Raw genomic sequence first — 18,659 nt, 5'->3', positions numbered from 1 at the left:
TCAGACCCTGCCATCTAATTTTTCATGACCTACTGCTCTAGGGCAACTATGAGTTTATCGAGCCATCTGAGCCATTCTGTGTATTTCATGCTGGGGTATGAGATGTCTGCATTTGGATGCATGTACCTGCAGAGGGTCACTGTTTTAAGGTGGGGTGCAAAGGCCTTGAGGGTTGAGAGACCCTGTGAACCTATGTAATAGGGAACACCTATGAAGCATACAAGGTCATAATTGCCATTTCCATCGAAGCCCTCCCAGTCAGGATTTTTGAGGTTGTTTACAAGTTCGATTACCCCTATTATGTTTTTCCTTCTCAGTTCATTTATCCTGAGACTGGACCCTCCTGTTAGAGCAACCTCCATTTTCCCTTTTTTTATTATTTTAACTATCCTGTCCAGTATATCATGGGGAAGGTCATTTACCAGTGACCCCACCACCATGAGTGGTCTTTCAGATTTTTTTATTGTCAATGCAACCATTTCTGGTGGCATGACGGTTGCATTCCTTATTGATGTTAAAGCTGGGTTCCATGCGGTCATGCTTTCACAACATTTAAATACTGCCTTTACAATTATAATGATTAATAATGATATTTATAGTTGATGGCATATGGTGACAGCATGCCAAGAGCATCAAAGGATACAATAAATGTTAAGGGACTTCACCTTGAATTCGGTGAAATTGACGAATACCTCAAAAGAAAATCATGCGAGAGCAAGAGGGCGTCTATGGATTACAATGAGCTTAGAAAATGGGACCTCAATCTCCTATCCCATTTCAAGCCATTCTATGCACCCCTCTGTGACCTATGCTGCATGTGCAGCTACGGCAAATGTGACCTTCTGGGTAAGAGGGGAGCCTGCGGTATAAACCTCGAGAAACAGCAGGCAAGGGAGACCCTATCAACTGCAGTTATAGGTGCATCAGCACATGCAGCCCACGCAAGGGACCTCGTGGAAACCCTTATCGAGAAAAACCCCACATCAGAACTCCATTATGATAGTTCAATAGACATAAAGACACCAATATCCACCACAGTAACCGGTATAGATCCTGAAACACCAGAGGACCTCGACAGGATAATGACATACATAGAAAGGGAGCTCACAAATCTCATGGCCTCAGTTCATACCGGTCAGGAGGCTGATGTAACCGATTTCGAGTCAAAGGCCCTCCATGCCGGCATGTTGGATATCATGGCCCTTGAAGTGGCCGAGATAGCACAGATAAACCATTATGGCCTCCCCACAGGCAAAGCAGATACGCACATGCTGGAAATTGGAATGGACGTTATAGACAGTGAAAAACCGGTAATACTTTGCATAGGGCACAACATAGCGCCCTCAGCTGAGATAATAGACTACGCAGAGAATATCGGTGTTGAGGAGGAAATCGAGATCTGTGGCCTCTGCTGCACAGCCATGGAGATGGGCAGGTACTCAAAATCATCGAAGATAGTTGGGCCCATATCAAGGCAGCTCACCTTCCTCAGATCAGGAATTCCAGATGTGGTTGTACTGGATGAACAGTGTATACGCTCAGATGTATATGATGTGTGCAGTGAGATGGGGATGGTTGTGGTTGCAACAAGTGACAAGTGCAGTATGGGCCTTGAGGACATGACTGGAGAGAACCCCTACAGGATAATAAACAGGATAATGCAGGAGAAAATACCGGGAGTTCTTATAAAGGATGAAAAAAAGGTTGCCATGTTGCTGTGAACCTTGCACTTCAGCTTACCCGTGGCAGGGACCCCAAAACATCAGACCGTTTCAGGGTGAACTGTGTGAGGTGCTCACCCTGTGATTCAAACTGCACGCCAGCCAGGAAACCAGGAAGACAGGAAGATCTTGACCTAAATTCAGTACTGGGATACTGTGAACTATGTGGGGAATGCAACCGTGTCTGCCCGGCAATGCTGCCCATCATGGAGGCAATAGATGAGGCAAAGAAGGGTGACTTACGCGCCATGAGGACCCTCTATGAAAGCTGCAGTGGCTGCGGTCGGTGCATGGAGGTGTGCCCTATGGGAGTGCCCATCCTAGATATCATAGGAGAATCACGCGGAGAAACCCCTGAAAGATTCTTCATAAGGGCAGGCAGGGGGCCGATACAGGATATAGAGATAAGGAGGATGGGTGCCCCGATAGTGTTTGGTGATATACCCGGTGTCATATCACTGGCAGGATGCTCCAACTACCCCTCAGGTGAAAGGGATGCGCAGATAATCGCAGAGGAGTTCCTCAAAAGGGGCTATCTAGTACTTGCAGCAGGATGTGCGGCCATGGATATACCCTCACACCTGATGACGAGGGCAGAACACTCTATGAGAAATACCCTGGAGACTTCGATAGGGGAGGACTTCTCAACCTCGGCCCATGTGTCGGGAACTCCCATGCCATTGGAAGCGCCATAAAGATAGCCAGCATATTTGCAAAGGTATCCATGAAAGGAAACACCGCTGAAATAGCAGATTACATACTCAACAGGATAGGTGTCTGTGTGATAGGATGGGGTGCCATGTCACAGAAGGCATTTGCAATAGTCACAGGTGCAAACAGGTGGGGCATACCTGCAGTTCTTGGCCCCCATGCATCAAAGTACCGCAGGCTTTACCTGGGTGAATCCCGCCCAAGGGTAATAAGGGATAGGGCTGATGACAGCATGGTCACCTCTGAACCGGCCCCACCCCACCTGACCTACGCGGCGGAGAGTATCAACGAATGCCTGGTTATGGCTTCAAAGATGTGCATAAGACCCAACGACACACCCCGAGGGCGAATGGTGAAGCTCAGCAACTACGTTGACCTCCACCTGAAAACTACATTGACCTCCACCTGAAATATTACGGCGATCTACCTGCGGATATTGATCTCTTCGTAAGGAATGAGAGGGAGATCCCCTACAAGCATAAAGATGATATACTGGAGATACTGAGGGAAAAGAACTGGAAACCACGTGAGCCAGTAAAGGAGCCCACAATCATCAGGTGATCCCATGGGCGGAATAGTAATTAAAAATGAGCTGATGTGCTCAGGCTGTGGCCTCTGTGTCAGGGCTTGCCAGCAGGTTCATGGTAAGAAAAAAATGAAATACGCAGAAAAACCTGTATTCTGCAGACAGTGTAGCAACGCCCCCTGTCTAAGTGCCTGCAGGGTTGGTGCAGTTAAGATAATAAATAATATTCCTGTCATTGACCCTGAAATGTGTGTCGGCTGCAGACTCTGCCTTGAGGCCTGTCCTGAAGGATGCATAATATTTGAAGATCTGGTGGCAGACAAGTGCGCCCTGTGCCTTGATGCTGAAGTTCTGATTCCGGCATGTATTGAGGCATGCCCCAGCAGTCTTCTCAGAGTGGAAATCAGTAAACACCACTGAATGGTCCTCTTCACAGCCCCATCGGACTTTAATGATCAGGAAAACCATGTCATCGCAAAACTCACTGAATGGTCCTCTTCACAGTGACAGTATGTGCCATTACAAGGGCTGATATTATTATATAGGTGAGCAGGGCCGATGAGTTAAAGGACCTGTTGAATATGAAAAGGCCCACAAGGCTCTGTGAGAGGAAAGCCGCCAGTGAACCTATGAGCAGGGCCTCCCTACCCAGGTACATTCTGCTCCCATTGAGCCTCTGCTCCTGATATTTTTTAAGGACGGTGAGGCCAGAGAATGTGACTATCATGACCCATCCCAGGAGGAAGAACAGACCAAAAAACCCTGCATCAAAGGCTACCGCAAATATACCTGGCAGCATGTAGTCTATGTAGTCCTTCTTTACAACCAGAACCCCATAGAATATGTGGTAGGGGAGCCCCAGGTTCTGTATCATGGTAACTGGAAGAGTTATGTACCCATCAGCGCCACCTAGGCAGGCTGATTTCCAGTAACAGGACCCCTGAACATGGCCCCAGAATGTGGTATTCTTAAGTACCAGCGAAAGGCTTGGGACGGTGTTCTCCTCGAGCCTTGTGATCCTGAGCATGGGACTTAGAACACTTTTATGGAGAACCTTTGATAGGAACTCCATCAGTGCAAATGCTCCTGCACCTGCAAGGACGAATGATAGAATCGATTTTCTGGTTATCCTTGTGCTCCTCCTGAAACTCTTTGACATGAGCAAGTACCCGAACACCCACCCAAGGAGCCATAGAACCAGGAATGATCGATGCATGAGTCCCCCTGCAATTGCAATTATGAAGAAGAGAAGCAGTGAGAGTTTCTTAACCGATGTAGACCTTATACCTGCCTCTGTGAGGAGATTTGATGACGCCACCATTGTAACCCAGAATAGAACCGCGAATGGACCAAAGGGGTGTGTGAACTCATGGTGTGAGAGGAATGGCAGGAGGAGAAAGGCGGCATCAAATGAGAATATCAGAGCCAGTATAACCGTGATCACCGTTCCAAGGAACATCACAAGACTCAGAGGTACTGCAACCACATTGAAGAGGAGTATTATGCCAACGTGAATTATCACTGCAACTTCAAGTATGAACTGAAGGTTATTCTGAGCTATAAACATGATAGGGATATTGTATTAACCTATTAATATATATCATTCTCCGAGCGGCTATCTGAATTGACTGATAGCCCTGACAGATAAAGTAAGTGAAAGGATGCCATCCCATTGATCAGTGAGCATGAACAAAAAAAGAGTTTATGGGGACGTCATCCCCACAATGTAGTCATAGATGCTCTGTAGAAATGCATAGATCTGATCAAGGATAACTGATCCCCCAAACTGCTGACTCACACTTTCAAGCCTCTGTTTAAATTCCGTGAGGTTTCCCTGGACCCTCTGGGATGCTGAAATCGAATCTGCAACCTGCTGAACCTGATCTTCTGTTAGGTTGATATTCATCTGCTGTGAAACATCAACGACAATGTTTTTTATTTCATCAGGGCTATGAATGTTCTGGTCCCATGTCCTGTTCTTGACCTCATCAAATAGCTGTGCCACCTCATCACCGGTTGCATTGGTTTCATTCACAAGCCTGCTCTGGAGGTAGATCTCCTCAACAGATGCCTTCTTGGCCTCCTCAGGTATCTCCTCACCCACAGCCACCTCATACGACTTCAGGACACCCGCAAGGGCTGCCTCCCCTGAGGCAGGTACCGGAGATGTTACAACCACGTAGCCGCGGTCAATACCAGATGACCGTAGGGCACTGGCATACATCTCAGGGGTCACGACCCTTATCTTACCGGTATCCACAGAGACCTTGATTCCATCTGAGTATGAAAGGTCAACCATGGCACAGGAGAGTATCTGTGATGGCGAGTATACACGACCTGTAACTCCCCTGGAGACCTCATTTACCTCAGATGCTGTTACAATCTTTATATTTGCGCTATTGATATCCTTATCTGTCTTTGACTTGAAGTAGTCCATCACCGCGTTCCTGTATGATGGGTTGCTGTCTGTTGCCTCCCCAAGAGTCACAGAGAACCCGGAAACTGCAAATACCGGGGCTGTCACCATGAATGCAACCAAAAGCGCAATGATAAGTCGTCTCATAACAATACCTCCAGTTATTAATTAATACATGAAGAGCTATTTATATGTATTAATGTGACCACGGCAACAAAAGCCCCTATTCTGACACGCGCCACAAAAAACCGAAAATAAAGTTCCTGTTACATGATTAAGCAAAAAAGCCATAGAAAAAAATAAAACTTATGACAGGAGAACAACCCTGCTTTCCCTTGACTCGTCAACGATCTCCATTCCACAGCTCTCTGCAATGCTATCTGCAAATTCATGGACCTCATAGAAGAGGGGCATGTTATCAATTTCAAGCCTCTTTCTTGAGTAACCTATGTACATGTAGGCCTTGACCTCAACAAAATCTGGTTGGGCCCTTTCTATCATCCTCGCGAACATTTCGGGTTTCTTCATGTTGATGTCCCTGACGGCTGTTATGCGGAGAACCCTTCTGCAGTTAAAGGATGGCATGATCTCAAGGGACCCTTTGAGAAGATCCCATGCGTCAGGGATTTGGGGTCTGCAGAGTTTCTCGTAGGTTTCCCTGTCAGGGGCGTCAAGGGATATGTAAAGCTGTGTTGGCTCAACAGAGAGTGCCTCAAGATTGCTGGATGCAAGGCCGTTTGTTACAAGGAAAGTTGTGAAGTTTCTCTTATGGAACTCGGCAAGGAGCCCGTCCATGTCAGGGTAGAGGAGGGGTTCACCTGCAAGGGATATTGCAGCATTTGTGGGATCCTGCGCCTCCATAACTTTTATTTTATCTGCCCTTTCATTGCCAAAGTAGCCGCAGAGAAGTTTCCTCTGTGCCTCGATCGCCCCATCAATTATATCCGCCGGCTCATCATAGGGACCATTCCAAGCTGTTTCTGTTGAAGAGAGGTCCCTCCAGCAGAAAAGGCATTTTTGCTGGCAGAAATGTACACTAGGAGACATCTGAAGGCATCTATGACTTCTGATACCATAAAACTTCTCCTTGTAACAGACGCCCTCATTGATCATGCTTTTCTTCGTCCAGAGGCAAGTTTTAACTGCTGAATGCCTGTTATCGCCTACAAAACGGTATCCCATTTTTTCCATTTTTCTCTGAGGTTCTTCCGAATACATTGCCAACCCATCTCAAACTGTCCATGATGATGCAATGTTAATTTTCGTTATCTTTCTATAAGAGATTCTTCCAAATACATTGCCAACCCATCTCAAACTGTCCATGATGATGCAATGTTAATTTTCGTTATCTTTCTATAATATAAAATACATGTTGGAGTGATGCTGAAGTGGGTGATTTGCCATCTGAAATGTTAATATATATCTTCCCCAAATTATTAAATAGTTATAACATTTAACGGAGTTTTAAAACACTGATAAAATATATACGTATTCTTAAGCGGTTTTAAGAGTTTTAAAGTGTCTAAAATAAGCATATTTTATCTAAAATTGTTGAAAGGATTTAAAAGCAATTCAAACATTTTTTAAACCATCATAATTTCCTTCTGGGTGAAATAAAACATTCAAAAAAGAATTTGGGACCTACAATCAATTCTTTACCAGATGCTCCCAAATCCAGAAAGAAGGCGTATATAAGCCTTTTTGTCTTATTCGGGAAACAAAAGTTTATATATAAGCTTGATGTGATTAAGGTCCATAGTAAGTTCCGGCAGGTATGGCCTGCCATTATCGGAGGCGGTAAAATTAAGAGACACTCGCGTTACCTCGCTCTACTCGCACTTGCGGTAGCAGTGAGTACCATAACATTCGGGCAGATGGGATCTTCAGAAGCCAGTGGCGAAAAGATAAAGGTTAAATCAGAATCCACACCCAGAGTTGATGCAGCCTCAAAGTACAGTAAATACAGTAAGGTCTATGCCAAATCAAATAAAAGAATAAAGAACAAGTACACAACAAAGGCAACCTACACGACCACAACAAAGAAGAGATACCGGACAAAGGCGACCTATAAAACTACAAGTCACAAGAGGTACCATACAAAGGCAACCTACACAACAACTTCCAGAAGAGCATATACCCTGTCTGCGAGTTCTGACGATCTTAATGATCTACAGGGCGACGAGGGCCTTGAAAAACTTGCATCGTACATCAACAGACACTTCAATCACCGGGCAGGAGGTCCTCACACCGCTGAAGGTGTTGAAAGGACAGGGTACGGAGACTGCTGGGGACTCTCTGATTGGGCAGCAAAGAAACTTGCTGCAAATGGCTACAAGGTGAAGGTCGTCCAGGGAGCCACATCTGCGTCATCAAGACACAGATGGCTACACGTATACTCTGAGGGAAGATGGACAAGCTTTGAACCGTCACTGGTAACCAAACGTTATGGAAGTAAACATTATACTGCAACCTGTGGGCGCGCAACATGTGTTGTGCGGACCTACAACATGTAGTATAATGTTTACCTATTTTTTATTCTCACCCTGCGCTTCTATGATAATTCAAAAAATTCGTTATATAGATCTGCTTTTTTATTTCCAAAATAAAAGTCCGGCAAATCCAGATGACATATTTTTATAACACATCAACCATACCTATGAACATCAGAATCATGCCGGAGGATTTGGAGTTGATGGAGACACCTATCGTCATACTGAATTTTAAGACCTACATTGAGTCAACAGGTAAAAGAGCCCTTGAACTTGCATGTGCCTGCCAGGAGGTTGCAGATGAAACAGGCGTTAACATCGCAGTTGCACCCCAGCACATGGACCTCCAGCAGGTGGCTGAGGCCGTTGATATACCAGTACTGGCCCAGCACCTCGACCCCATTGAGGCTGGGGGACACACAGGAGGCATACTTGCAGAATGTGCCCTTGAGGCGGGGGCAGCTGGCACCCTCATAAACCACTCAGAGAAAAGAATGAAACTTGCAGACATTGAAGGTGTCATATCAAGAACAAGGAAACTTAAAATGACCTCAGTCGTATGCACCAACAATGTGAGCACAACAGCGGCCGCAGCAGCCCTCAAACCAGATTTCGTGGCCGTTGAACCCCCTGAACTCATAGGGTCAGGCATACCTGTTTCAAAGGCAGAACCAGAGGTTATAAGAGGAAGCGTCAGTGCAGTGCAGGATATAAACCCTGATGTCAGCGTCCTCTGCGGGGCAGGAATATCCACCGGTGAGGACATGAGGGCCGCCCTCGACCTTGGGGCCGAGGGTGTTCTTCTTGCCTCGGGCATCATACTGGCAGAAAGCTCAAGGGACGCACTTCTGGACCTTGTAAGCAAAGTGTGACGGTGATCCCGTGTCCTTCAAATTCAGAACCATGGATGACCTTGAGGTTGAGGGAAAGACCGTGCTTGTACGTGTTGATATAAACTCGCCAGTGGATCCCCAGAGTGGCGTAATACTCGATGACACAAGGATGAGGCTCCATGCAGAGACAATAAGAGAACTCTCAGATAGGGGGGCCCGGACAGTTATAATGGCCCACCAGAGCAGACCAGGAAAGAAAGACTTCACAACCCTTGAACAGCATTCCTATAAACTCTCAGAGATACTGGGAAGGCCTGTCAGGTACGTGGAAGACATATTCGGATCCGCAGCAAGGGAGAGCATCAAAGAACTTAAGAATGGCGAAATACTCCTCCTCGAGAATGTAAGGTTTTACTCAGAGGAGGTTCTTAAAAGGGAGCCTGAGGAACAGGCAGAGACACACCTTGTGAGGAAACTCACACCCCTCATTGATTACTTCATAAACGACGCCTTTGCAGCTGCCCACAGATCCCAGCCATCACTTGTAGGTTTTGCCTTGAGGTTACCTTCAGCTGCAGGCAGGGTCATGGAGCGTGAGCTCAGAACACTCAGAAGTGCCCTTGAAAATGTTGAAAGACCATGTGTATATGTGTTGGGAGGGGTGAAGGTCGATGACTCCATCATGGTCATGAAGAACGTCCTCGAAAATGGCAGCGCAGACCTTGTACTCACAACGGGCCTTGTCGCCAATATATTCCTGGCAGGCTGTGGTGTCAAAATAGGAAAAGTGAACATGGAGTTCATAAAGGAGAGGGGTTACTGTGACTTCATAAAGGTGGCAAAGAAGCTAAAAAAGAGGTTCCCTGAGAAAATACTGGTTCCCATTGATGTTGCGATCAGCAGGAATGGTAAGAGGGTAGATGTATCCGTCAAAAAGATACCGAACCATCCAATACAGGATATAGGTATGGAGACAATAAAACTTTATGCTGAGAAGATACGTGAGGCCAGAACCCTTTTCGCAAATGGACCTGCAGGTGTATTTGAAAACCCTGACTTCAGCATAGGCACTGAGGATATACTCAATGCCATCTCATCATCGCAGGCTTTCTCAATAATAGGTGGGGGTCATCTTGCCGCCGCAGCTGCCAAAATGGGCTTTGAGGATAAGATAGGGCACATAAGCAGTGGGGGCGGTGCCAGCATAAGTCTCCTTGCAGGTGAGGAGCTGCCTGCTGTGAGGGTACTTGAGGAGTCCGCGCCCCACTAACCCCATAATGGGAGGTGCTGAACCTCCCCTCCATGGTGCCCGCAGAAATCAACCACAAACTATATAAATGAGTAGTTACTAACATTGGAAATGCCTCGGTAGCTCAGTCTGGTGGAGCGCGAGACTTGTAATCTCGTGGTCGCGGGTTCAATTCCCGTCCGGGGCTTCCTAAGGGGACCATAGGGTAGCTTGGTCGATCCTTTGGGCTTTGGGAGCCTGAGACCCCGGTTCAAATCCGGGTGGTCCCATCCAAAAGGCTTAAATATACATCACCCCCAATGATGTATATCAACCCGCCTTAGCTCAATTGGCAGAGCATCGGACTGTAGATCCGAGGGTTGCTGGTTCAAGTCCGGCAGGCGGGACTTCACCAACTCCAATGGTGTGAAACCTTTAAATACTAAGAAAATGGAATTCATAATATGTATGTCATACAGCAATGGTAAAGTATATAAGCAGGTAACGAGAGAACACAGTAATGCTCTCATTCTGGAGACCTGCCCTGGTGGTGTAGGGGCTATCATGCGGGCCTGTCGAGCCCGCGACTCGGGTTCAATTCCCGGCCAGGGCGTTCCTTCAGGGCCCGTAGCTCAGTCTGGCAGAGCGCTTGGCTTTTAACCAAGTGGTCGCGGGTTCAATTCCCGTCGGGCCCGCTATCTAATTTTACGGTGACTTTTTATCTGGAGGACTAAATTGTGAAGACGGAAATCTTGAAACATCATCTGGTTCCGGAACACGTGGTTTTAAATGATTCTGAAGCAAAAAGGGTGCTGAAAGAACTGGATGCGCATCCAGAACAGCTTCCGAAAATTAAAACAACAGACCCTGTGGTGAAGGCCATAGGTGCTAAAAGGGGGGATATTGTGAAAATAATCCGCAAGAGTCCAACTGCCGAAGAATTTATTACTTATAGACTCGTACAGGACTAATTTTTTGGTTAAAACCGTAGGCTCATAATCAATCATTTAATTTGTTTTGGAGGAAGTCCATGAAAAAAAGTGCATGGGGATTGGTAGACGCGTTTTTTGACAAATACGACCTTGTGGACCACCACATACATTCCTACAATGACTTCGTGAGTAACCGTATACAGGAGATAATCGACACAAGCGAACCCATAGAGCTGGAACAGGGAAAGTATCGCGTAGAGACCGGAAAGGTAAGCATAGAAAAACCCTTCATTAAGGAGGCGGACGGATCAAAAAGCAAGATATACCCAACAGAGGCACGGCTCAGGAATTTAACCTACTCAGCCCACATGAGTCTGGAAATGAGACTCATAAAGGAGGGGGGTCCTGAAACAGAATTCGAAAAGGTCTACATCGGTGAACTACCGGTTATGCTTAAATCAGAGATATGCCACCTCCATGGCCTCAGCAAGAATGAACTCATTGAAAAGGGTGAGGACCCCGCGGACCCCGGCGGATACTTCATCGTCAACGGTTCAGAGAGATCAATCGTCACCATGGAGGAAATAGCCCCAAACAAGATAATACTTGAGAGGATAGGGGAAGAGGATGAAAACAGGGCCAGGGCAATAGTCACCTCTATAAGAAGTGGTTTCAGGGCCAGGATATCCCTTGAATACAGGAAGCCAAGGAAGAGCGGAGTGTTTCTCAGGATATCATTCCCCTACGTGCCGGGAGAACTCCCGCTTGTGATACTGCTAAGGGCCCTTGGACTTGCAACTGACCAGGACATCATAACAAGCATATCAGATGACTTCAACTACCAGATGATCGCAGCCGACGACATACAGGTCTCGCTGGACAAGCTGAACCTCAAAAAGGATGAAATGGAGAAACTGGACGAGGAGGAGAGAAGGGAGTACCTTGTAAGGAGTGCCATAAGATACATCGGTAACCGGGTCGCCAAGGGCATGACCGAGGACTACCGGATAAAAAGGGCCGAGGATGTCATCGACCGCTACCTCCTCCCCCACATAGGAACAGAACCAGATAAGAGACTAGAGAAGGCGATATACCTGGCTGAAATGACCGAGATGCTCCTCCAGGTTATATCCGGTGAGCGAAAGCCCCACGATAAGGACCACTACACCAACAAGAGGCTCAGGGTTTCAGGTGACCTCATGGAGGACCTCCTGAGGGTGGCCTTCACAAGTCTCAGCAGAGACATGAGCTACCAGCTGGAGAGGAGCCTTGCAAGGGGTAAGGAGCCCTCAGTAAAGCAGGCTGTGAGGTCAGACGTCCTCACAGAGAACCTCAAACACGCCATCGCAACAGGTAACTGGGTTGGTGGAAGGGCAGGTGTAAGCCAGCTCCTGGACAGAACAAGTTACATGGGTACACTATCCCACATGAGAAGGGTTGTCTCCCCCCTCAGCAGGAGCCAGCCACACTTCGAGGCAAGGGACCTTCACCCCACACAGTTCGGTAAGATCTGCCCCAACGAGACCCCCGAGGGCCCAAACTGTGGTCTTGTTAAGAACCTCGCCCTCCTTGCAAAGATATCCGAGGGTTCAGATGCCAGGGAGGTCGAGGAGGTAATCAAAAAAATGGGGGTTCTGAACTAATTTTTCCACCGGGAGGCTGTCAAGTGAGTAAAACCAAGATTTACATTAACGGGAAACTTATAGGGACCTGTGAAAACCCTGAAGAATTCGTACAGGAGATGAGGGAGAAGAGGAGATCCGGAGAGGTCTCCCCTGAGATGAACATAACCCATTACCCTGAAAACCATGAAATATACATATTCACAGACCCTGGAAGGGCCAGAAGACCCCTGATCATTGTAAAGGACGGCGAACCTCTCTTAAAGGAGGAACACCTTGAAAAACTTGAATCAGGGGAAATGGAATGGGATGACCTCATAAATGAAGGCATAATAGAGTATCTGGATGCCGAGGAAGAGGAAAACGCCTACATAGCAATGAGTCCGGAGGACATCACAGACGAACACACCCACCTTGAGATAGACCCATCCACCATGCTGGGGATATGTGCAGGTATCATTCCATTCGCAAACCACAACTCGTCACCAAGGAACACCATGGAGGCAGGGATGACCAAGCAGGCCCTTGGTCTATATGCATCCAACTATGACCTCAGGACAGATACACGTGCACACCTCCTCCACCACCCCCAGGTCCCCCTAGTCAAGACAAGGATAATAGACGTGACCGGCTACGATGAGAGGCCATCAGGCCAGAACTTCGTTGTAGCCGTAATGTCCTATGAGGGCTACAACATGGAGGACGCACTGATACTCAACAAAGCATCCCTTGAGAGGGGACTTGCAAGGTCATCATTCTTCAGATCCTACGAGGCCGCAGAGCGAAGATACCCCGGTGGTCAGGAGGACCGCTTCGAGATACCTGAAAAGGGGGTAAGGGGCTACAGGTCAGAGAGCGACTACAGGCACCTTGACGAGGACGGCATAATAAACCCCGAGACGGTGGTATCCTCAGGTGACGTCCTCATAGGTAAAACATCACCGCCAAGGTTCCTGGAAGAAATCGATGAGTTCGGAACAGTGGCGGAGCGTAGAAGAGAAACCTCAGTAACCGTTCGACACGGTGAAAAGGGAATAGTTGACGCTGTCCTCCTAACAGAAACCGTTGAGGGGAGCAGGCTCGCCAAGATAAGGGTGCGGGAACAGAGACAGCCCGAACTCGGTGACAAATTCGCATCAAGGCACGGTCAGAAGGGTGTTGTGGGCCTCATAGTATCCCAGGAGGACATGCCCTTCACCGAGGACGGTGTTGTGCCAGACCTCATAATAAACCCCCACGCTATACCATCAAGGATGTCAGTTGGGCAGGTCCTTGAGATGCTTGCAGGTAAGGCTGCATGCATGGAGGGCCGCAGGGTGGACGGAACACCATTCACCGGAGAGGAAGAGAAGGACATAAAGAAGGCCCTCAAAGCCAATGGATTTGAAAGTGCAGGTGTGGAATCACTCTACAACGGAATAACCGGTGAAAGGATAGAGGCTGAGATATTCATAGGCGTGGCCTACTACCAGAAACTCCACCATATGACAACAGACAAGGTATATGCAAGATCAAGGGGTCCTGTGCAGGTCCTCACAAGACAGCCAACCGAGGGAAGAGCCAGGGAAGGAGGTCTCAGATTCGGTGAAATGGAAAGAGACTGTCTGATTGCCCATGGAGCAGCGCTCGCCCTGAAGGAAAGACTTCTTGATGAATCGGATAAATACGAGGCACTGGTATGTGCCGAGTGCGGTATGATAGCAATCTACGACAAGATAAGGGATAAGAAGTACTGTCCAATATGTGAGGACTCAGAGTCATTCCCTGTGGAGATATCATACGCCTTCAAATTACTCCTTGATGAGCTTAAGAGTCTATGCATCTTCCCGAAACTCATACTGGAAGATAAGGCATGATTACGGATTTGAGGGAATAAATCAAAGGAGAGAATACCTTGAGCGGAATTTTAAAGAAAATTTCCCAGATAAATTTTGGCCTCATGTCCCCTGAGGATATAAGAAAGATGTCCGTTACCCAGATTGTAACACCGGACACCTATGACGAGGACGGGTACCCCATCGAGAACGGGCTCATGGATCCAAGGCTTGGTGTCATAGACCCGAGCCTCAGGTGCAGGACATGCGGGGCCAAGGGTGGTGAGTGCCCCGGACACTTTGGAAGCATAAACCTTGCAAGACCCGTTATACACGTGGGGTTCGCGGACACGATACACAAGATCCTCAGGTCAATCTGCAGGAAATGCAGCAGGGTCCTGCTCACAGAGGTCGAGATTGAAGAGTACAGAAAGCGGATACTTGAGGCAATGGAGAAGGAAGAGAGCCTCACACCCATAATAAAGGAGATATACACCGAGGCCAGACGCGAGAAGTGCCCCCACTGTGAGGAGGAACAGAAGGAAATAAAACTGGATAAACCCGTCTCCATAGTTGAGGGTGACTATAAGCTAACACCCAGCGAAGTGAGGGAGAGGCTTGAGAAGATAACCGACGACGACGCACTAATCCTAGGGGTCAACCCAGAGGTTGCAAGACCTGAATGGATGGTCCTCACAGTCCTCCCTGTTCCCCCAGTAACTGTGAGACCATCAATAACCCTTGAAACCGGTGAGAGATCAGAGGACGACCTTACACACAAACTCGTGGACATCCTCAGGATAAACCAGCGCCTCAAGGAGAACATGGAAGCAGGAGCCCCTCAGCTAATCGTAGAGGACCTCTGGGAACTTCTACAGTACCACGTGACAACCTACTTCGACAACGAGGCCTCCGGTGTCCCCCCAGCAAGGCACCGCTCTGGCAGACCCCTCAAGACCCTCGCCCAGAGGCTCAAGGGTAAGGAGGGACGGTTCAGGAGCAACCTCTCAGGTAAGAGGGTTAACTTTTCTGCCCGTACAGTCATCTCACCAGACCCCAACATAAGCATAAACGAAGTGGGAGTCCCTGAGATCATAGCCATGGAGGTCACAGTACCGGTCTATGTTACAGAATGGAACATAGACAAGATGAAGGAGTACATAGAGAACGGACCTGATGTACACCCCGGAGCCAACTACGTTATAAGGCCAGACGGCCGAAAGATAAGGATCTACAACGAGACCAAGGATGTTGTCCTTGAGAACCTCAAACCAGGGTACATCGTTGAAAGGCACCTCAAGGATGGTGACATAGTCCTGTTCAACCGTCAGCCATCACTCCACAGGATGTCAATGATGGCCCATGAGGTCCGCGTCCTCCCCTACAAGACCTTCCGCCTGAACCTCTGCGTCTGCCCCCCATACAACGCGGACTTCGACGGGGACGAGATGAACATGCACGTATTCCAGACCGAGGAGTCAAGGGCAGAGGCCAAGACACTCATGCGGGTGCAGGAACACATACTCTCCCCCAGGTTCGGTGGTCCCATCATCGGAGGGATACACGACCACATATCAGGCGCCTATCTCCTTACAAGGAAGAGGACTGTTTTCAGTGAGGATAAGGTTTTCCAGATCCTCAAGAAGGCAGGGCTGCCCCTACCTGACAGGAGGGGTCGTGACTGGACAGGTAAGGAGATATTCAGCATGGTCCTCCCTGATGACCTCAACATGGTCTACCGGGCCGAGATATGCAGGAAATGTGAGGAATGCGTGGAGATGGACTGTGAAAATGATGCATACGTGGTCATAGAGAATGGTGAGCTCATATCAGGTGTTATTGATGAGAAAGCCTATGGTGCATTCTCAGGTAAGATACTTGACCACATAGTCAAGGAATATGGTACAGATGCCGCCAGAGAATTCCTTGACTCAGCAACAAAGCTTGCAATTGCAGGTATAATGCATGCTGGATTCACCACAAGTACCAACGATGAGGAAATCCCGGAGGAGGCCCGTGAAAGGATAGAGGCCCACCTGAGGAATGCTGAGGCCAGGGTTGACCAGCTTATTGAGGCCTACGAGAACGGAGAACTCGAACCTCTCCCCGGTAGAAGCCTTGAGGAGACCCTGGAGATGAAGATAATGCAGGTTCTAGGCGAGGCCAGGGACAAGTCCGGGGAGATAGCAGAGAGCTACTTTGACATGGATGAAAACCATGCTGTCATAATGGCACTTACAGGTGCAAGGGGGTCAATGCTCAACCTCACACAAATAACAGCCTGTGTGGGACAGCAGTCAGTAAGGGGTGGACGAATAAGCAGAGGATACGATAACAGGACACTTCCACACTTCAAGAAGGGAGAACTGGGTGCCAAGTCCCGTGGATTCGTACACTCAAGTTACAAGGAAGGTCTAGACCCAATAGAATTCTTCTTCCATGCCATGGGGGGAAGAGAGGGGCTTGTGGATACAGCCATCCGTACAGCCCAGAGTGGTTACATGCAGAGACGTCTTGTCAATGCCCTCCAGGACCTCACCGTTAAAGAGGATGGAAAGGTCGTTGACAACAGGGGAGTTATAATACAGACTAAATTCGGTGAAGATGGTGTAGACCCTGCCAAGAGCGACTATGGAAAGATTGTGGACCTCGACAAACTCGTAGAGGAAATAAGGCTCAAATCAAAGGGGTAAGGTGATTCTGTGCAGGAAATTATATCTAAAATAGAGGATTACTCCTCAAAGAACGGGATCCTGCTTCCAGATCCTGTGGTGGAATATGTTGCCAGGATCGCGGAGGAGGAAAAACTGAAGGAAGCGAAACTTCATGAAATGGTGAGGCTCTTCAGCAGGATCTCAGAGAGAAACAGGGGTCTTGAAGGGGACGAACTCCTCGACGCAGTTGAGGACGAATACCAGCGCATCCTTAAGGTCCAGGAACTTGTTAAAAGGAAGAGGGCGAAGTTTCCGCCTGGCCTCATCGAAGAAATAGCCGTGGCAATTAAGAAACATGGCCTCAGCGACGAGGAACTGGATGAACTTGTAAGAAGAGTCAGAAGGGCCTATGAGAGGGCAAAGGTTGAGGCTGGTGAGGCGGTTGGGACAGTTGCAGCACAGTCTGTTGGTGAACCAGGTACCCAGATGACAATGCGTACATTCCACTATGCAGGGGTGGCGGAGCTCAACGTTACCCTGGGTCTCCCAAGACTAATCGAAATCGTGGATGCCCGGAAAAAGATATCCACACCAACCATGAGCATCTACTTTGAGGGTGACCTCAAGTATGATGAGGAGTTTGTGCGTAAAAAGGCCAATAAGATAGGTAAAAGCACCCTCAACGATGTCCTCAAAAACTTCAGCATCCAGTACGCAGATATGGCAGTGGTTGCAGAACTGGACGAGGAGAAGATCATTGAAAAACACCTTGAATATGAGGATATAATAGCAAAGGTGGAAAAAACTTTTAAGAAAGTAGAAATAGATAACAGCATACTAAGATTTGAACCCCAGAAACCCACAATCAGGGAGCTCAGACTACTGGCTGATAAGGTAAGGAAACTCCAGATAAGTGGTGTTAAAAATATAGGAAAGGTGGTTATCCGTAAAGAGGATGATGAATGGGTAATACATACAGAGGGTTCAAACCTTGGAGCTGTTCTTAAAGAAGAGGGTGTGGATAAGGTCCGAACAACGACAAACGACATACACGAAATAGAAACCGTTCTGGGCATAGAAGCAGCGAGAAATGCAATAATACATGAAGCAAAAAGAACCATGGAGGAACAGGGTCTCACAGTGGACATACGTCACATAATGCTTGTTGCAGATATGATGACTGCTGATGGTTCCGTTAAATCCATTGGAAGACATGGTATAAGCGGTGAAAAATCAAGCGTTCTTGCAAGAGCTTCTTTTGAGGAAACAGGCAAGCACCTTCTTAGAGCAAGTATCAGGGGAGAGGTGGACCACCTCACTGGTATCATAGAGAACATTATTATAGGACAGCCTATACCTCTGGGTACAGGTTCCGTTAGTGTTGTGATGAAAGAAAGAAAATAGGAGGCAGTAGATGGACATAGATAGAGGAATACGAGTCGCTGTAGATACTGGTAATGTTATCCTTGGATCAAAGAGGACAATTCAGAGCCTCAAACTGGGTAAGGGTAAGCTGGTGGTAATCGCCAGTAACATTCCAGAGGATCTCAGAGAGGACATAGAATACTATGCAGAGCTCTCAGATATTCCGGTTTACACCCATGAGGGCACCAGCGTTGAACTGGGATCCCTCTGCGGTAAACCATTCATAGTAGGGGCGCTCTTAATTCAGGATCCAGGTGATTCAACAATACTGGAAATGGTGGGGTAGGT

Annotated in this window: 17 protein-coding genes and 5 tRNA genes; 18 read left to right on the top strand and 4 right to left on the bottom strand. The window is 47.8% G+C overall.

The window, feature by feature from the left end:
- Positions 1-29: 29 nt before the first annotated feature.
- Positions 30-539, bottom strand: coding sequence for a CO dehydrogenase/acetyl-CoA synthase complex subunit epsilon (cdhB, locus tag QFX30_RS08265; RefSeq protein ID WP_300490749.1), 510 nt, complete (start codon positions 537-539; stop codon positions 30-32).
- Between the two features lie 81 nt (positions 540-620).
- Here cdhB and QFX30_RS08260 point away from each other — a divergent pair, with 81 nt between their 5' ends.
- From QFX30_RS08260 to QFX30_RS08245, 4 genes are all read left to right on the top strand, one after another.
- Complete coding sequence (locus QFX30_RS08260) at positions 621-1,721, top strand: hypothetical protein (RefSeq protein ID WP_300490747.1); 1,101 nt, start codon at positions 621-623, stop codon at positions 1,719-1,721.
- Complete coding sequence (locus QFX30_RS08255; RefSeq protein ID WP_367186147.1) at positions 1,718-2,416, top strand: 4Fe-4S dicluster domain-containing protein; 699 nt, start codon at positions 1,718-1,720, stop codon at positions 2,414-2,416. The genes QFX30_RS08260 and QFX30_RS08255 overlap by 4 nt, the downstream gene beginning before the upstream one ends.
- On the top strand, positions 2,401-2,841 hold the full coding sequence (locus tag QFX30_RS08250) for a hypothetical protein (RefSeq protein WP_367186148.1): 441 nt from the start codon (positions 2,401-2,403) through the stop codon (positions 2,839-2,841). The genes QFX30_RS08255 and QFX30_RS08250 overlap by 16 nt, the downstream gene beginning before the upstream one ends.
- A gap of 156 nt (positions 2,842-2,997) precedes the next feature.
- Entirely contained in the window at positions 2,998-3,378 is a 381-nt protein-coding gene (locus tag QFX30_RS08245; RefSeq protein WP_300490743.1) for a 4Fe-4S dicluster domain-containing protein, read from the top strand.
- Between the two features lie 61 nt (positions 3,379-3,439).
- Here the strand turns inward: QFX30_RS08245 and QFX30_RS08240 are convergent, their stop codons facing one another.
- From QFX30_RS08240 to twy1, 3 genes are all read right to left on the bottom strand, one after another.
- A complete protein-coding gene (locus QFX30_RS08240; RefSeq protein WP_300490740.1) occupies positions 3,440-4,525 on the bottom strand; it encodes a hypothetical protein in 1,086 nt (361 codons plus the stop codon).
- Between the two features lie 135 nt (positions 4,526-4,660).
- Positions 4,661-5,521, bottom strand: coding sequence for a DUF1002 domain-containing protein (locus QFX30_RS08235; RefSeq protein ID WP_300490737.1), 861 nt, complete (start codon positions 5,519-5,521; stop codon positions 4,661-4,663).
- A gap of 159 nt (positions 5,522-5,680) precedes the next feature.
- Positions 5,681-6,592 carry a 4-demethylwyosine synthase TYW1 gene (gene twy1, locus QFX30_RS08230; RefSeq protein WP_300490734.1) on the bottom strand — a complete coding sequence of 304 codons (912 nt, stop codon included), beginning with the start codon at positions 6,590-6,592 and terminating at the stop codon, positions 5,681-5,683.
- A 524-nt stretch (positions 6,593-7,116) separates the two neighbouring features.
- Here twy1 and QFX30_RS08225 point away from each other — a divergent pair.
- The 14 genes from QFX30_RS08225 (at position 7,117) to QFX30_RS08160 (ending at position 18,657) form a co-directional block, all read left to right on the top strand.
- Positions 7,117-7,887, top strand: a complete 771-nt coding sequence (locus QFX30_RS08225) for a transglutaminase domain-containing protein (protein WP_300490731.1) — start codon at positions 7,117-7,119, stop codon at positions 7,885-7,887.
- A gap of 179 nt (positions 7,888-8,066) precedes the next feature.
- Positions 8,067-8,735 carry a triose-phosphate isomerase gene (tpiA, locus tag QFX30_RS08220; protein ID WP_300490953.1) on the top strand — a complete coding sequence of 223 codons (669 nt, stop codon included), beginning with the start codon at positions 8,067-8,069 and terminating at the stop codon, positions 8,733-8,735.
- 31 nt (positions 8,736-8,766) lie between these two features.
- Positions 8,767-9,966 carry a phosphoglycerate kinase gene (locus tag QFX30_RS08215; protein ID WP_300490950.1) on the top strand — a complete coding sequence of 400 codons (1,200 nt, stop codon included), beginning with the start codon at positions 8,767-8,769 and terminating at the stop codon, positions 9,964-9,966.
- Between the two features lie 92 nt (positions 9,967-10,058).
- Positions 10,059-10,132 (top strand) — tRNA-Thr (locus QFX30_RS08210).
- A gap of 7 nt (positions 10,133-10,139) precedes the next feature.
- A tRNA-Pro gene (locus QFX30_RS08205) sits at positions 10,140-10,214 on the top strand.
- A 44-nt stretch (positions 10,215-10,258) separates the two neighbouring features.
- Positions 10,259-10,331, top strand: a tRNA-Tyr gene (locus tag QFX30_RS08200).
- 134 nt (positions 10,332-10,465) lie between these two features.
- A tRNA-Asp gene (locus tag QFX30_RS08195) sits at positions 10,466-10,537 on the top strand.
- Between the two features lie 8 nt (positions 10,538-10,545).
- A tRNA-Lys gene (locus QFX30_RS08190) sits at positions 10,546-10,619 on the top strand.
- Positions 10,620-10,661: 42 nt separating this feature from the next.
- A complete protein-coding gene (locus tag QFX30_RS08185; RefSeq protein WP_300490728.1) occupies positions 10,662-10,895 on the top strand; it encodes a DNA-directed RNA polymerase subunit H in 234 nt (77 codons plus the stop codon).
- A gap of 59 nt (positions 10,896-10,954) precedes the next feature.
- Complete coding sequence (locus QFX30_RS08180; RefSeq protein WP_300490725.1) at positions 10,955-12,499, top strand: DNA-directed RNA polymerase subunit B''; 1,545 nt, start codon at positions 10,955-10,957, stop codon at positions 12,497-12,499.
- A 23-nt stretch (positions 12,500-12,522) separates the two neighbouring features.
- Positions 12,523-14,334 carry a DNA-directed RNA polymerase subunit B gene (rpoB, locus tag QFX30_RS08175; RefSeq protein WP_300490723.1) on the top strand — a complete coding sequence of 604 codons (1,812 nt, stop codon included), beginning with the start codon at positions 12,523-12,525 and terminating at the stop codon, positions 14,332-14,334.
- Positions 14,335-14,372: 38 nt separating this feature from the next.
- Positions 14,373-16,985, top strand: a complete 2,613-nt coding sequence (rpoA1, locus tag QFX30_RS08170; protein WP_300490721.1) for a DNA-directed RNA polymerase subunit A' — start codon at positions 14,373-14,375, stop codon at positions 16,983-16,985.
- Positions 16,986-16,994: 9 nt separating this feature from the next.
- Positions 16,995-18,350, top strand: coding sequence for a DNA-directed RNA polymerase subunit A'' (rpoA2, locus tag QFX30_RS08165; protein ID WP_300490720.1), 1,356 nt, complete (start codon positions 16,995-16,997; stop codon positions 18,348-18,350).
- Positions 18,351-18,360: 10 nt separating this feature from the next.
- Positions 18,361-18,657: a 50S ribosomal protein L30e gene (locus tag QFX30_RS08160; RefSeq protein WP_300490717.1), complete on the top strand. Its 297-nt coding sequence runs from the start codon at positions 18,361-18,363 to the stop codon at positions 18,655-18,657.
- The last annotated feature ends 2 nt before the right edge of the window (positions 18,658-18,659 follow it).

It is taken from the genome of Methanothermobacter sp. (assembly GCF_030055435.1).
GTDB lineage: Archaea > Methanobacteriota > Methanobacteria > Methanobacteriales > Methanothermobacteraceae > Methanothermobacter.
Note: the sequence above shows the minus strand (reverse complement) of the source record. Positions and strands in the feature narration are given on the sequence as shown.

Excerpts from the sequence above, each read along its gene's own strand:
- cdhB (WP_300490749.1), bottom strand. The coding sequence starts at position 539 with ATGACCGCATGGAACCCAGCTTTAACATCAATAAGGAATGCAACCGTC.
- QFX30_RS08260 (WP_300490747.1), top strand. The coding sequence starts at position 621 with ATGCCAAGAGCATCAAAGGATACAATAAATGTTAAGGGACTTCACCTT.
- QFX30_RS08245 (WP_300490743.1), top strand. The coding sequence starts at position 2,998 with ATGGGCGGAATAGTAATTAAAAATGAGCTGATGTGCTCAGGCTGTGGC.
- QFX30_RS08240 (WP_300490740.1), bottom strand. The coding sequence starts at position 4,525 with ATGTTTATAGCTCAGAATAACCTTCAGTTCATACTTGAAGTTGCAGTG.
- QFX30_RS08235 (WP_300490737.1), bottom strand. The coding sequence starts at position 5,521 with ATGAGACGACTTATCATTGCGCTTTTGGTTGCATTCATGGTGACAGCC.
- twy1 (WP_300490734.1), bottom strand. The coding sequence starts at position 6,592 with ATGTATTCGGAAGAACCTCAGAGAAAAATGGAAAAAATGGGATACCGT.
- tpiA (WP_300490953.1), top strand. The coding sequence starts at position 8,067 with ATGGAGACACCTATCGTCATACTGAATTTTAAGACCTACATTGAGTCA.
- QFX30_RS08215 (WP_300490950.1), top strand. The coding sequence starts at position 8,767 with ATGGATGACCTTGAGGTTGAGGGAAAGACCGTGCTTGTACGTGTTGAT.
- QFX30_RS08180 (WP_300490725.1), top strand. The coding sequence starts at position 10,955 with ATGAAAAAAAGTGCATGGGGATTGGTAGACGCGTTTTTTGACAAATAC.
- QFX30_RS08160 (WP_300490717.1), top strand. The coding sequence starts at position 18,361 with ATGGACATAGATAGAGGAATACGAGTCGCTGTAGATACTGGTAATGTT.